At 61.7% G+C, this 14,528-nt stretch carries 13 protein-coding genes; 2 read left to right on the top strand and 11 right to left on the bottom strand.

The window, feature by feature from the left end; all coding sequences use genetic code 11:
• The first annotated feature begins 84 nt into the window (after positions 1 to 84).
• Positions 85 to 516 carry a hypothetical protein gene (locus G3N97_RS02170; protein ID WP_205991688.1) on the top strand — a complete coding sequence of 144 codons (432 nt, stop codon included), beginning with the start codon at positions 85 to 87 and terminating at the stop codon, positions 514 to 516.
• Between the two features lie 249 nt (positions 517 to 765).
• On the top strand, positions 766 to 1,437 hold the full coding sequence (locus G3N97_RS02165; RefSeq protein ID WP_346778008.1) for a hypothetical protein: 672 nt from the start codon (positions 766 to 768) through the stop codon (positions 1,435 to 1,437).
• 60 nt (positions 1,438 to 1,497) lie between these two features.
• Here the strand turns inward: G3N97_RS02165 and G3N97_RS02160 are convergent, their stop codons facing one another.
• The 11 genes from G3N97_RS02160 to G3N97_RS02110 all read right to left on the bottom strand — a co-directional run bounded on the left by G3N97_RS02160 (position 1,498) and on the right by G3N97_RS02110 (position 14,373).
• Entirely contained in the window at positions 1,498 to 2,715 is a 1,218-nt protein-coding gene (locus G3N97_RS02160; RefSeq protein ID WP_205991687.1) for a porin, read from the bottom strand.
• Between the two features lie 249 nt (positions 2,716 to 2,964).
• Positions 2,965 to 3,858 carry a type I 3-dehydroquinate dehydratase gene (gene aroD, locus G3N97_RS02155; RefSeq protein ID WP_205991686.1) on the bottom strand — a complete coding sequence of 298 codons (894 nt, stop codon included), beginning with the start codon at positions 3,856 to 3,858 and terminating at the stop codon, positions 2,965 to 2,967.
• Between the two features lie 384 nt (positions 3,859 to 4,242).
• Positions 4,243 to 4,533, bottom strand: coding sequence for a DUF4148 domain-containing protein (locus G3N97_RS02150; protein ID WP_241030321.1), 291 nt, complete (start codon positions 4,531 to 4,533; stop codon positions 4,243 to 4,245).
• A gap of 160 nt (positions 4,534 to 4,693) precedes the next feature.
• The gene (locus G3N97_RS02145) at positions 4,694 to 5,440 is read right to left on the bottom strand and encodes a winged helix-turn-helix domain-containing protein (RefSeq protein ID WP_205991685.1); all 747 of its coding nucleotides are present in this window, start codon (positions 5,438 to 5,440) and stop codon (positions 4,694 to 4,696) included.
• On the bottom strand, positions 5,413 to 6,780 hold the full coding sequence (locus G3N97_RS02140; RefSeq protein WP_205991684.1) for a HAMP domain-containing sensor histidine kinase: 1,368 nt from the start codon (positions 6,778 to 6,780) through the stop codon (positions 5,413 to 5,415). Before G3N97_RS02140 ends, G3N97_RS02145 begins: the two co-directional genes overlap by 28 nt.
• A gap of 5 nt (positions 6,781 to 6,785) precedes the next feature.
• Positions 6,786 to 7,463, bottom strand: a complete 678-nt coding sequence (locus G3N97_RS02135) for a response regulator transcription factor (RefSeq protein ID WP_205991683.1) — start codon at positions 7,461 to 7,463, stop codon at positions 6,786 to 6,788.
• A gap of 405 nt (positions 7,464 to 7,868) precedes the next feature.
• A complete protein-coding gene (locus tag G3N97_RS02130) occupies positions 7,869 to 9,032 on the bottom strand; it encodes an arabinogalactan endo-1,4-beta-galactosidase (RefSeq protein ID WP_205991682.1) in 1,164 nt (387 codons plus the stop codon).
• 160 nt (positions 9,033 to 9,192) lie between these two features.
• Complete coding sequence (locus G3N97_RS02125) at positions 9,193 to 11,160, bottom strand: beta-galactosidase (RefSeq protein WP_205991681.1); 1,968 nt, start codon at positions 11,158 to 11,160, stop codon at positions 9,193 to 9,195.
• A 70-nt stretch (positions 11,161 to 11,230) separates the two neighbouring features.
• Positions 11,231 to 12,082, bottom strand: coding sequence for a carbohydrate ABC transporter permease (locus G3N97_RS02120; RefSeq protein WP_205991680.1), 852 nt, complete (start codon positions 12,080 to 12,082; stop codon positions 11,231 to 11,233).
• An 18-nt stretch (positions 12,083 to 12,100) separates the two neighbouring features.
• Positions 12,101 to 13,006: a sugar ABC transporter permease gene (locus tag G3N97_RS02115; RefSeq protein WP_205991679.1), complete on the bottom strand. Its 906-nt coding sequence runs from the start codon at positions 13,004 to 13,006 to the stop codon at positions 12,101 to 12,103.
• A gap of 104 nt (positions 13,007 to 13,110) precedes the next feature.
• Positions 13,111 to 14,373 carry an extracellular solute-binding protein gene (locus tag G3N97_RS02110; protein WP_065059220.1) on the bottom strand — a complete coding sequence of 421 codons (1,263 nt, stop codon included), beginning with the start codon at positions 14,371 to 14,373 and terminating at the stop codon, positions 13,111 to 13,113.
• Positions 14,374 to 14,528 lie beyond the last annotated feature (155 nt).

The following is a 14,528-nucleotide window of genomic DNA, read 5'->3' as shown; positions in this document are numbered from 1 at the left end:
TGTCGCGCTAACGCGACGCTGGCGGGCATGGGTTCTGCGGCCTGATCTGCAACGGCGCGTGCACGCCACCCTGCTCTATCTGCGATGAACCGACATTCGTCCGCGCCGGGACCGGCCCCGGCTTCCGCATCCCTCCGCCCGCTGCGCGTGGCCATCTGGCTCGGGCTGGTCGGCGCGCCGCTGCTCTGGGTGATGCAGCTCGCGCTGGCCGTCACGCTGGTCTCGGCGGCGTGCGGCGACGGCATCCAGCGCCACGCCGACATGCCCTGGCCTCACGTCGAGAACATCGTGGGCGTGGCGTCCGCGTGCGCGTTCATCATTGCGCTGGTGCTGGCGATTGCGGCGGGCCGTGCGTGGCGCCGGACCGTTTCGCTCGCGCCGGACAAACACGACACCCAGCGTTTTATCGCGTGGTGCGCCGCGACCTGCTCCGTGCTGTTTCTGGCGCTGATTGCGTTCTCCACCTGCGTGCTGGTGATCGCGCCTATCGAGCGGCTGTGCACGCCGTTCAATTGAGGATTGTGCGGATACAACCAATCCCGGCTCGTTAAAATCGTCTGATCAACGAAATATTTACCGCTTTTCCCGCCTTGCTTGGGCCGCGAAAAACGGGGCCATGGCAGCTCAGCGAAAGTCGGCGAATGTGTTTTGATTTGCGATGCGAATTGCCCGCATCTCGTGCAATTGAAAGGCGCGGATGAACCGTAAAGTCGATGCCGTCGGGGAACCCATAGCGAGCGTTTCCCGGTTTCAGGGAGAAAGGCAGTGACTTCGGTAAATATGGGTTGGGCGTTGCGCGCGACGTTGATGGGCGCGGCGATTCTGGGCGCGGCCACCGCCGTGCAGGCGCAGGAAGTGTATGTGACGGGCGGCACGCTCGGCGCGGGACTGGGCGGCGCGATCAATCTCGGGCCGCATTTCGGCATGCACGCGGAAGCGGCGGGGTTCGGCCTCAGCCACACCGTCACCGTCGACGATAACCGCTACGACGGGCACCTCACGCTCGCACAGGGCGGCACCTATCTCGATCTGTATCCGTTCGCGTCGAGCGCGTTCAGACTGACCGCGGGCGCCCTCTTCAATGCAGACTCGCTTTCGGCAACGCTTTCGCCGAATGCCGAGGGTAACTATCAGATCGGCGGCCAGTCGGTGCCGGCGCTCGGTCCTTCGCCAACCGCGAAAGCAACGCTGCCGCACGTAATGCCGTATATCGGCATCGGTTATGGCCACAAGAAACCGGCGCTCGGTCTGGGCTTCTCGTTCGATCTGGGCGTGGCGTATGGCCGTCCGCGTGTGTCGTACGACGTGCCGTCGATTTACGATCCGTATGTCTCGCAGCAGGATATCGCCAGCGAAGAACAGAAGTTCAGCGACAAGATCACGCGTTACCACTGGTATCCGGTTGCGCAGATCGCGTTGACGTATCGCTTCAATTAAAAATAAGGCGAGGCTTCACTCATGCGGGCCTCGCCGCGTCGCCATGTATTGCATCGGCAATCAGAACGACATATCGATGCCGAGCATGGCGACGATCTGTGTCGGTGTCGATGAACCCGTGAGGTTTTGCGAATCGCCGACGGCCGGGGCGGCGTTCACCACTTGCCCCGTGCTGCCCAGCGTCTGGCCGCTCGCGTGCTGCCACGCTTCGAGCGCGTAGAGTTCGGTGCGCTTGGAAAGCCGATAACCCTGCTTCAACGAAAGCTGCGCATAGCGCGCGGCATGCGCGACACCATTGCCTTTCGAGGCCATCGTGTACGAGATGCCCGCCGCCAGATTGACGTCCGCTTCGACTTGCCAGCGCGCAAATGCACCGTACGTATTGAACGAAGCCGTGTCCGCGAAAAGCGAACGCGCGCCGGGCAAATAGCGCACGTTGGAATACATCAATCCCACGCGCGTCGGGCCGAAAGTGTAATTGCCAGCAATCGCAACATCGCGCATCGATCGCGCCGTGACGTAACCCTGATTCACCTCGGACACGCCGAACGAGCCGGTCGACGTCGAATCGAATGCGACGTTCGTGCTGCCTTCCGCGTTTGCCGTGTTTGCCGTGCTGGCGAGCGCGTTATCCATGCGCAGATAACCGGCGGCGAGCGCGAGCGGTCCGCGCGCATAGCGCAGCGCAACGCTCATCGTCTGGCCGCTGCCGGTGCTCCCCGCCACGCCGCCCAACGCGTACATGCCCGCCGCCTGCAAGCCATGCCATTGCGGCGACACGTACATGGCCGCGTTGCTCGCGCGCACGGTCGTGTCCATGCCGTCGAGGTCGCCGGGATGCGCGCCCGCCGCGCCAGTCAGCGAACCGACCGACGAAAGCGGCCCCACGAACAGGAAATAAGGCGTGTATTGACGACCGAGCGTGCCGGTGCCGTAACGGTCGTTGGAGAGGCCCACGTAGGCCTGCCGGTTGAATATCGAACCGCTCGAAGCAGCTTCGCCTTCATTCAGATCGAAGCCCGATTCAAGCACGAAAATAGCGTGCGTGCCGCCGCCGAGAATCTCATCGCCTTTCAGGCCGAATTTCGATGCGTACAGATTGCCCTGGCGAAGATATAGATTCGCGTGGCCGTGCTGATTGTTGACATAGCTGATGGCGTCGTCGGCCACGCCGTAGAACGTCAGACTGCTTTGCGCGTGCGCGGACGGTGATGCCATGGCGGCAACGGCGAGCAAAGCGCTGGCCGATGCGCCCAAAAAGGAATTGTGCTGTTTCATTCGATGGGGTGATACGCGCATAAAACAATGATACGGAGTCCGTAGTTAACAGTGCGACTCTCTGTTCTATGCATGAATGCTGCTTTGATGCGGAATTTGCCCAGAAGATTCTCCAGACGAATACCGAAGCCTGAATAGAAACGCGCGCACCGCTCAATGACGCGGTGCGCGCGTTTCAGGGCGAGCAGCCAGCGCAGCCGTCTTGTGACGGCCTGCGTTATGTAGCTTGCTCAGCGAGCGTCGTGCGGATTACTTGCCGCTCACGGCCGTGTCGATGGTATTGAGCACCTGGCGCAGCGACTTGGCATCAACTTGGCCCGGCGCGGATGCCTGGCCGATCATGCCGAAAGTCAGATCCGAGCCGAACACCTCGCCCGAGAAACGCGAAACCGCACCGAGCCCGCCCATCGACATGGTCAGCAGCGGCTTGCGCGAATAGTGGTCGCGAATCTGTTCGGTGGCGTCGAGCAGTTTCAGCACGTCAGCGGCGTTATGCGGCATGACGGCGATCTTGAGAATGTCCGCGCCCATCTTGTCCTGCTTGCGCAGACGCGACACGATTTCTTCCGTCGACGGCGTCTTCTTGAAGTCGTGGCTCGACATCACGACCTTGATACCGGCCGCATGAGCCGCCGCAACGACTTCACGCACGACGCCCGGATCACGGAACATTTCGACGTCGAGAATATCGATGAAATGCGCCTTGATCAACGCGAGATACAGAGCGCCGTATTGCTTGTCGCTGATTTCCTTCGCACCGCCTTCTGCCTTGGTGCGGAACGTGAGAATGAGCGGCTTGCCGTTCGCCACGGCCGCGACCTGCTTGCCCAGTCCGGCGACGCGCGTGGCGTCGGTGTCGAAGTCCAGATAGTCGACGCGATACTCGATGATATCGACATCGGGGTTGTTGCCAATCGCGCGCGCCTGCGCCAGCACTTCATCCGCCGTCGAACCCGTGGTCGGAACGATGATCTTCGGTGCGCCCTGGCCGATCACGACGTTGCGGATGGTGATCGGCTCGGCATGCCGTTGCGTGACTGCTGCGGCCGGGGCGCTGGTCGCAGCCGACGCCGTCGTGACCATCGCGAGGCCCTGGATCGCCAGCAACATCGAAAGCGAAATCACCGTCTTGCGCATCTTCATCGTTTCAAACTCCTTGTCATGTATTCGGGTGTACTCGGGCGTCGACCTCACGGCGCGCACGACGGGCTGGCAAGGCGAAGGAAGACGAAGCTCAGGAAGAAGTGAACCGAGGCCGAATCGCGTTTGCGCCGCGTCGCTCACGAACGTGGCCATGCGTGCGCGAGAGCGGTCCGGTATCCGGTTCGCGTCGCAGAGTATGAGGGAATTCATGACATGCTGCGCTGTTTCCGCCACGCCGCACGCGAGAAAACGAGCGGTATCGTAGCAAGCATGCCGCGAAAACAGCGCCGCAAAAGATGAAGCTTTCTTTAGGATGCGTGTTCGGAATCGTTAAAGCGAGCGATAAGAATCGCTCGTATCGATCCGCTGCGCGTGAGCCCTTCGTTACGGATGCGCCACCACGCAGTCATGCCGATAATCGACGGCGAGCTTTTGCTCCGCCGAATTCAGATCGGCGGGAAACACGCCGTTGTCCGAGCCGGGTTGATAGCCGCGTGCTTCGAGTTCGCCGAGTTCTTTCATCAGATCGGCGTGCGTGACGCCTCCGACCGTTTTCTTGAACGGATAAGACAGGCATTGTTGATGCGAAAGATGCGTCGCGGCGGAAGCGGCGAAGCTCGACGTCAGTACAACGAGGGCCATCGCGAGATGAGGCAAGCTTGATTTGAGGTTCATGATCGACTTTTTTATAGGTTGCGCAGTGCGCTGAACTCGAACCATTAGACTAGCTGACGCCCCCTGCCAGGTAGTCCCCCAAAAAGTTAAAGATAATTTAGGCGTCGCGCATTCACGATTGGGCGGCGGCCGCGCAATTGCAATCGTCATTGCGCTGATTTCAGATTGCGCTTTCCGACGACACGTCCACGTCGGCCCGATAACCAAGACGTGGAATCACCACGAGCCTCACCGGCGCGCCGGCTTTAGAAAAGCGGCCGCGCAATCGGGACACCAGTCGGTGTAGCGATGTCGGGTCCACCTCGAGTTCGCCGAATACATAATCGACCAGTTCGGCATGACGAACCGGTTCACCAGGATTGCGCAGCAAACGATCCATCAGCAGATATTCGCGACGCCGGAGCAGCAGCGCATTGCCATCGCTGCACATCAGGCTGCGTGTGGCGCGCGAGAGCAAGGGCTGCGAGGCGCTGGCTGGCGTTGTCGTAATCGTCGCAGTTTGCGTCGTATGGCTGCCGGGCCGCGTGATGGCCTGAAGGCGAGCGTGCAACTCGACATATTCGCAAGGCTCGTCGAAACAGATATCCACGCCGGAATCCAGCAGTTTGACGCGCGTTTCCGTCGTGGCCTGCGACTCGACGATCACCAGCACGGTATGTTTCGGTCTCCCCGCAAGCGTGCGGGCAACGTGCTCCGCCTCGCCGTTCGTGAGCGCGATGATCGCGTCGAGATATTCGGTGCTGGCGAGCCAGGCGGCGTCATCGGGACCGTCGAGTTCGACGACACTGTGATTCGATTCTTCCAGCGCTCTGGCGAGATAGCGCCGCCGTCGCTCGGCGCCGATGCAAAGGATGCGCATGCTCCCTCTCCTCCATCCATTCAGTCGCGCTTGAATTGCGTCCAGCAATCGAGCCGGACGCAGAGGCCCGGATGCGCATCCGAAAGCGTCAGGCCGAAATCGTGCAAGCGAACCACGGCCTGCACCACCGAAAGGCCCAGCCCTGAGCCCGGCACGACGCTGGTGAGGTCGCTGCGATAAAAGCGTTGAAAGACTGCGGTGCGTTCGGTATCGGGAATACCGGGACCGGAATCGGAGACCACGATGGTCGGGCCGTCGTTGCCGTCCACCACACTCAGCAATACCGTGCCGCCTTCCGGCGTGAATTTGATCGCATTGTCGAGCAGATTGACGAGCACCTCGAACATCAGCGGATAATCGGCGCGAATGGTCGAGCGCGAGCGCAGATCCACCGAAAAATTCAGGCCATTCGCAGCCGCGACCGGTTGATAAAGATCGGCGGCTTTACGACATAGCGCCTCGATTTCGACATCGCTGAAACCCTTTTTGCGTTTCATCGATTCGATTTCGGAGATCCGCATGATCGCGGCGAAACGTTGCAGCACGTCTTCGGTTTCTTCGCGCGCCTGTTCCAGCAATTGCGCATGCGACGCCGACAATTCATCGCCCTGAATGCGCGCCAACAGCGAACGAATATGGATGACTGGCGTGCGCAAATCGTGTGCGATCCCGTCGCTCGCGCCCTTCACTTCATGCATGAGTCGCGATACTTCGTCGAGCATGTGATTGACCATGGTGGAGAGCCATGCAATCTCGTCGCGTCCCGCTTCAGGCAGACGCGCCTCGAAGTCGCCGCGCGTGATCTGTTGCACGACGCGGCGTACGTCACTGACACGACGCAATTGCGATGTCGAGACGAGAATGCCGATCGCCAATCCGCCGAGCACGACAATCGCCGCGCTCCATGCGAGTCCGCCCAGCATATAGGCGCGCAAACGGGACATTTCGTCGACGTCGCGCGAAACGACCAGAATGTCGCCGTTCTCCAGCTTCATCGCCTTCGTGCGCATGTAATCGGGAAGCGCGGTGGCCTGCTCGGCGAGCAGGGGTTTGCTCCAGACGCCCTCTCCGTCCGGCTGCACCTTGGCGGGAAAAGCGAGAATATCGCCAGCGATATGCCGATGGTTGTCGCTGAACAGTCCGTAGAAATTGACCGGACGGCGCACTTCGCTGCGAATATGCGCCGCGATCTGCATCGGCACTTTATCGACGGGTAGCGCGGAAAAGTATGCAAACTGCCAGGCAATATTGTAGTCCGCCTGCATCGCCGTATAGGAAGCGGAATTCCAGTAATTCATATACACGACGCCGGACATCGAGCCTGCAAACACGAATCCGTAAATCAATAGCAGCCGGAAAATCGCGCTGCGCCATAGGCTCATCTTCATACGGCTCATCCAAGCATATATCCCGATCCGCGAATCGTCTTGATCAGCGGCTTGAGGCCTGCACGGTCGATTTTCTTGCGCAGATTGCCGATATAGACTTCAATCAGATTCGTGCCCGGATCGAAATGCATGTCCCACACCGACTGAAAAATCATCGTCCGCGTCACGACCTGCCCGGAATTGCGCGCGAGATATTCGAGCAAACGAAATTCGACGGGCGGCAGATTGACTTCGATATCCGCGCGCGTCACCGAACGCGCGATCAGGTCGATTTCGAGGTCTTCGACTTTCAGCGTGGTGATCACCTGTTGTTGAAGACGTCCTCGTCGACGCAGTAGCACCTGAATGCGGGCTCGCATTTCCGTGGCGGAAAACGGCTTGGCGATGTAATCGTCGCCGCCTGCCAGCAGGCCGGTGACGCGCTCGTCCACGTCGGTCAGCGCGCTGATCATCAGCACCGGCGTTTCTATGCCGACGCTGCGTATCGTTTTCACGATCGTGAGGCCGTCGATGCCGGGCAGCACGCGATCGAGCGTAATCGCGTCGAATTCCGGGCTGAGCGCGCGCGCAATGCCTTCGGCGCCGGTACGCGCCCACTCGACCTCGAAACCCGCGTTGGTGAGTTCTTCCGTGATGTCCCTGCCAACGATGGGATCGTCTTCAATGGTGAGGATTTTGCTCATGATCCAACCTGGTTCCAACCTGATGAATAGGGACGCCGATCATCCCGATTTGCGCTCGTGACCTTCAGCCCGGCTTTTCATCCAGTATCGCAAAGGCGAAATTGGCGAGAATGAAGAATCCTTTAGGTAGGGGCTGATGGGCGCGCGGGGAACCGGGCAGCGTCGCGCGGGCGCAGTATGCCACCGAAGGCGCGAGCGCCGCGACGCGGGAATCAGGCCGAATGGACGCCTTGTCGCCCGGGCGCGGGATCGAGTCCGCGGCAGGCGACAATACGTCGCATTGGAGCAGGTGAATCGACGGCGGGCCGCCGCGATTGATGAGACGAATGCCTCATCGGCAAGGTAAGCATGAAGCCGGACAAGGGAAACGCGGCGGCGCCCTCGCGGCCGCCGCGCCGGGCTACGCTAAGGCGTCTTGAACACGTCGATCGACGACAGCGCGTGACCGTGGAAGTCGAACAGCGTGTTGTTGTCCCACTGATCGCCGCCGCCCACCTTCCAGCCCACATTGGGCGTGGGAATCCACTCGGGTTCCCACCAGAAGATGCCCTTGCCGCGTCCGTCGGGAATGCTCTTCACCACGTTCGTCAGCGCCGCGAAGAATTGCGCCTGACCTTGTGGAGACGGCGGGAACGTTGCCGTGCCGGTATTCGTCATCGCGTTGGGCTCCGCGTCACCGTCGCTCGTGGTCCACGGGTACGCCGTTTCCACCACGATGATGTCCTTGCCATAGCGCGCGGAAAGATCGTTGGCGTTGTTCTGCAGATCGTCGAGCGAGCCTTGCCATTGCGGATAATACGAGAGCCCGATCAGATCGAAATTCACGCCGCGCTGCACGGCGCTGTCGAACCACCAGCGGCTCTTGGCGTTGTCGCCGCCGCTGTCGATATGCAGCATGTGCTTGATATCCGGATCGACGGACTTCACCGCATCGTGCGCGGTCTTCAGCAGCGTCGCGAGATTGTCCCATTGATCGTACTTGCCGAGCGGCCAGAGCATGCCGCCCGTGATCTCGTTGCCCGTCTGCACCCACTCGGGCCGCACGCCTTCTTCGCGCAGCATGCGCAGCACGCTCGTGGTGTATTCGCCGAGCAGATCGCAGGTCTGCGCGAGATCCTTGCCGGCCCACGCGTGAGGCGGATACTGCTTGCCCGGATCGGCCCACCAGTCGCTGTAATGGAAGTCGATCAGCACGCGTAGCCCGAGTTCGGCGGCGCGGCGGGCGAGCAAGCGCACGTGCTTCGCGTTGTTATAGCCCGCCGCGGGACTTTGATTCGCCGGAAAATAATCAGGATTCCCAGGATCATTCCAGACTTTGATGCGGATGGCGTCCAGGCCATGACGCTTGAAGATACGCAGGCAGTCGTCGGCTTTGCCGTGATCGTAGAAGCGAGCGCCGTTCGCTTCGAGTTCGAGCAGCGTCGATACGTCGGCGCCCATCGCGAGGCGCTCGCCGTGCGCTCCACGCGCCGCGCTTTCCGTTTCGCCTGCCCGCGCGAGGCCCGGAAGCGAGGCGCTCGACGCGAGCGCCGTGCAGGCCAGCCAGGACAGCATGTCTCTTCGATTCATCTGTGCTCCTCCTTGGTATGCGGCGGGTCATGCGAACGCTGCGACGGTCCGCCTGATGGTCCGGACGTAACGGCATCATTCATGCATACGATGTGCACGATGCGTTCGATACGTCCGGCGTGCCGGGTCAGTTCAACCCGGCTCGGTTAATCGCCTCGACTCAGCGCGGATCGCGCCACGCACAGACATCGCCGCGTGCGAGTTCCGGCGCGCCGAGCACGAACTGCGCGCCTTCAGGCGCGGGCGCACGCACGCGCGCTTCGCCGAAGTTGAACGCGAAGCTCAAGCCGCCGCGATGCGCGAGACGCACGCCTTCGGGCAGCGTCTGCGTATCGAGCCCGGCCGCGCGTGCCGCCTCGCCGAGCAGCGTGCGATGCAGATCGTGTGTGAGCCACGCCGTGGCGTATTGCACGCGGCCGCTCGACAGCAGCGCGGGCCAGCCGTCCTCGAACGTGGCGTCGATCTGCGCGCCATCGTTCGCACGCACGTGTTCGCGCCAGTGCAGCGCCGCGCCGCTCACGCTGCCGAGCGACAACGCGGGCGCGAGCGTGGGCCGCAGCGATTCCGCTTCGAGCACCTGCAGCGGCAGCACGCGTTGCAGCGGCCCCGGCGGCAGATTGCCGGGAATCGCGAAGTGCGTGGTTTTCGAGCCCGTACGCGGGCCAAACACCCAGCGCGCGTCGCTCTGTTCGACCTTGGCGATAAACGCGCCGTCGAGCACGGCCAGCGACGGCACCACGACGAGGCGATACGCAGAAAGATCCGCGTGACGCGACACGATATCGACGTCGAGGCCCTGTTCGCGCAGCGCGCTGTAATAGTCGAACGCGAGCGTCTGATAATCGAAACCCACGCCGTGGCGTTGAATCTCGAACATCCATTGCGTTTCGTAGTCGAACACGAGCGCGACGGCCGCGCGCGCGGGCGCGCCTAGCGTGCGCAAAGTCTCGCTTTGCGCGATCTCGCGCGCGGCCTGCGCCACTTCCTCGCCGCCCGGCGAGAGTTCGTTATTCGGCAGATTGAGGCCCGAATGCATCTGCTCCTGCGCATACGGGCACTGACGCCAGCGGAAATACGACACGAGCTCCGCGCCGTGTGCGAAGGCCTCGTAGGCCCACAGGCGCACCATGCCCTTCGCGGGCACCGGATTCCACGGCGCCCAGTTCACCGGACCGGCCTGCTGCTCCATGACCCAGAAACGACCCGCGCCAATCGCGCGATAACGGTCGTGATCGAACGCCGACACATCGGGATGCGCGGTGCGTGCATAACGCGCCTTGTCCGCTTCCGGCACGCCGATCACTTCGGTGCGCGCGATCGGGTAGCTGTCCCACGTCGCCACGTCGATGGCGTTGTTCGCCGCGAATTCGTAGTGATCGAAGGTCGTGAAAAAGCCCATGAAGTTGTGCAGCACGTCCGCATCCGGCGCATAACGGCGCAGCACGTCGGCCTGCTCGCGATGGAAGCTCGCCACTTCGTCGGACATGTAGCGGCGGAAGTCCAGCAGATGCGAGGGATTGGCGTCGGTGGGCGTGAGCACGGGCAGACCGACCGTCTCGAACGACGGGTACTCCATGCTCCAGAACACATTGCCCCACGCTTCGTTGAGCGCTTCGATGCTGCCGTAGCGTTGTGCGAGCCACGCCTGAAAACGCTGCTGCGCGGCGGGCGAATAGCTCGGCACCGTGTCGTGGCAACCGAGTTCGTTATCGGTCTGCCACGCGACCACGGCGGGATGCCGGCCATAGCGCTGCGCCATCGCTTCCGTAATGCGCTCGCATTCCTTGCGATACGCGGCGCTGGCGATGTCGTAATGGCGTCGCGAACCGTAATTCCAGCGCGTGCCGTCCGCGCGCACCGGCAGCATGTCGGGAATCGAATCGACGAGCCATTTCGGCGGCGACGCCGTGGGCGTGCCGAGCACGAGTTTCAGGCCGCGCGCCGCGAGCGTTTCGATCGCTTCATCGAGCCACGCCCAGTCGAACACGCCCTTGCGCGGCTCCATGCGGCTCCACGCGAATTCGGCGATACGCACGTGCGAAATGCCGAGTTCGGCCATGCGCCGCGCGTCGTCGGCCCACATCGTGCGCGGCCATTGTTCGGGGTAGTAGCAGACTCCGATTTGCATGAGTGAAAAACCCGGTACGGTTAAACGTTGAACAGCGGAAAAAGCACCTTCGACACCCGCGAGGATTCGTTTAGCCCTTGCTGGCGCCGAAGGTGAGACCCGCGACAAAATGCTTTTGCATGGCGAAGAACATCAGCACGGAAGGCAGCGCCGCGAGCACCGAGCCCGCCGCCACGAGATTCCACGCCGTGGTCCACTGCCCTTTCAGCGCGGCGACGCCCACGGTAATCGGCGCGGCGTCGTCACCCTGGGTGAGACAGAGCGCCCAGAAGTAGTCGTTCCACACGAAGGTGAACACCAGAATGCCGAGCGCGGCGAGCGCGGGCCGCACGAGCGGCATGACGATGCGCCAGTAAATGGTCCATTCGCTCGCGCCTTCCACGCGCGCCGCCTCGATCAATTCGAATGGCAGCTGCTTGATGAAATTGCGCAGAAACAGCGTGCAGAAACCGGTTTGAAACGAGACGTGAAAAATAATCAGCGCCCAGACGGTGTTGTAGAGACCCACGCGCAGCGCCATGTCGCGCACCGGAATCATGAGAATCTGGATCGGCACGAAATTGCCCGCGACGAAGGCAAACAACACGGCGGTATTGCCGCGAAATTTGTAGGTCGAAAGCGCGAAGCCTGCCATCGACGCCAATAGAATCGCGCCGATCACCGAAGGCACGGTAATGATCACGCTATTGGCGAAGTAATGCAGCATGGGCGTTTGCGTGAGCGCCGCGCCGTAGTTATCGAATAAGGCGAAATGTTTTGGCCAGCCCCAGTAATCGCCTTGCTGGAGTTCTTCGGTGGAGCGGATCGAAGTGACGAGAACGGCCAGCATCGGCAGCAGCCAGATCACGAGCGCGATGGGCAGCGAGAGTTTATAGAGCGCGCGATTCGCGGGTTTCCAGCGTTCGACGGGAAGCGGATACATAAAGGCAACTCCCTTATTTCAGTGTTCTTCGCGCAGCATGCGGCGCAGATGGAACACGATGTAGACCAGCATGATGGCGAACAGCACGACGGCGATCGAAGCCGAATAGCCTTCGCGGTAATACTTGATGGCCTGGTCGTACATGTAATAGGCGAGCACGGTGGAGCTGTCGAACGGACCGCCGCCGCTCATCACCGCGATCAGGTCGAAGCTGCGCAGCGCGCCGATCACGGTCAGCACGATCGCCATGAACGTCACGGGGCGCAATTGCGGCAGAATCACGTGCCAGAAAAGCTTGAGACCCTTCGCGCCTTCCATGCGCGCGGCTTCGACGATTTCCGGATTGATCGACGTAAGGCCCGTGAGATAGAGCACCATGCAGAACGGCGTTTGCGGCCACAGCGCGGCGAAGATGATGCCGTAGGTCACGAGCTTCGGATCGCCGATCACCGGCACGCCGTGGCCCAAAATCAGGCGCAGCAGGCCGAACGTAGGGTCGTAGAACCACGAAAACACGAGACCCACCACCACGCCCGAGAGCACGAACGGCGCGAAAAACAGCGACTTCACGATGCGAATCCCGCGCACCGTCTGATTCAGATAGAGCGCGAACATCAGGCCGACGGGCGGTGCGAGCTGAAACAGCACGAGCCAGAGCAGATTGTTCTTGAGCGCCGTATAGAACGTGTCGGTCTGGAATAACTCGATGTAGTTCGCGAGGCCCACGAACGTCTTTTCGGTCATGCCATCCCAGTTATAAAAACTGAGCGCGATGCTGCTGAAAATCGGGTAGATCACGCAAAGCGTGAACAGCACGCCGCCCGGCAACAGGAAATACAACGCGGCGCGATTCTGCTGGCGGCGCGACGTGGAAGCGCGACGCGGCCGCGCCGCCCCCATGGGGCGCGCTACGGTATCGGACATGTTCAGGCCTCGCTATTTATTACGGATTGCGAATCAAGCGAATGAAGGCTTGCACGATGGACCGGCGGCTGCGCGCCACCGGCCGTCGTGCAATGACGTGCGATTTACTTGTGGTAAATGCGCTGACGCGTGGTTTCGAGTCGCGCGAGCAGCGCGTCGATCTGCGTCGGATCGGAATAGAACTGCTGCATGGCCTTCATGCCTTCGTCGGCCATTTCCTTCTGCATGTCGCGGTCGTAGAACTGCGCGATGCCGCCCTTCGTGTTCGCGAGCGTCTGGAAGCCGACCTTCGAGATCGCATCTTCAGGCTCGGCCGCCTTGTTGTTCGACGGCAGCTGGCCCCAGCCGCGCGCGAGATCGGCGTTGATCTGCGGCGATTCCATGAAGGCGAGCAGACGGCGCGCGTCGGCCTTGTTCTTCGCCTTCGCGGGCACCAGCAGCACGTTCACGGGACCGTCTTCGGCGGTCGGCACATTGGCGTCGATGATCGGGAAGCGGAAGAAGCCCACGTCCTGCTTCATGTTGGCCGGGAAGCTGGCCGAGAAGAACGTGCCCATCAGCATCATCGCGGCCTTGCCGTTCACGAGCACCGGCGCGATCGAGTCGACGTCGTAGGACAGCGCGTTGTCCATGAAGTAGTGGTTGTCGATCAGCGTCTTCCACGCGGTGAAGACCTTCTTCACGCGCGGGTCGGTGTAGGGAATTTCACCGGCCATCAATTGCTGATGGAACGCGTTGCCGTTGATGCGCAGATCCAGATAGTCGAACCACGCGGCGAGCGTCCAGCTGTCGCGCGCGGCGACGGCGATCGGCTGCACGCCGACGGCCTTGAGCTTCTTGCAGGCGTCGAGGAACTCGTCCCACGTTTTCGGTTCTTCCTTGATGCCGGCCTTCTGGAACAGGTCCTTGCGATAGAAGAAACCGTACGCGTCATAGCCGAGCGGCGCGGCGTACTGCTTGCCCTTGTACGTCGACGCTTCCTTCACCGAAGCGTATTGCTCGTTCCAGCCGTTCTTCGCCCAGTCAGACGAGAGGTCTTCGAGCAGGCCGCGCTGCGCGTAATACGCCATGCGTTCGCCGTCGTGCCAAGACACCACATCGGGCGGATCGGTCGCGAGCCAGCCGCTCATCTGCACCTTGTAGGCCTCTTCGGTCACGTACGACACCTTGAGGTCGACGTCGGGATTGGCCTTCTTGAACTTGTCGAAAGCGTCTTGCCAGGTCGAGCGCTGATTGCCGCGCGCCGATACGTTGACGGTGAGCGTGGCCGCGTCGGCGCCGGCGCTCGCGAGCGTGGCGGCCACCAGCGTCACGGCCGCCGTGGCGCGCGCGAGCGTGCCGAAGCTGCGGAAGCGTTGTGCGAACATGTTTTGTCTCCAGATGTGCGTTGTTTGCTCGTCTTGCATGCGGTTACTGCGTGCGTGTTGACTGCCTCACTGCTTGTTTACCTGCGTGCTGCGTGCTGCCTGCTTGCCTGTGAAACTCGCCCCGCTCTCACGGCGGGGTAAAGCTGAATACGCGC

The sequence above is a fragment of the Paraburkholderia sp. Ac-20347 genome (genome assembly GCF_017104805.1).
Classification (GTDB): domain Bacteria; phylum Pseudomonadota; class Gammaproteobacteria; order Burkholderiales; family Burkholderiaceae; genus Paraburkholderia; species Paraburkholderia tropica.
The sequence above is the reverse complement of the archived record's forward strand: the minus strand, read 5'-3'. Positions and strand labels throughout refer to the sequence as shown.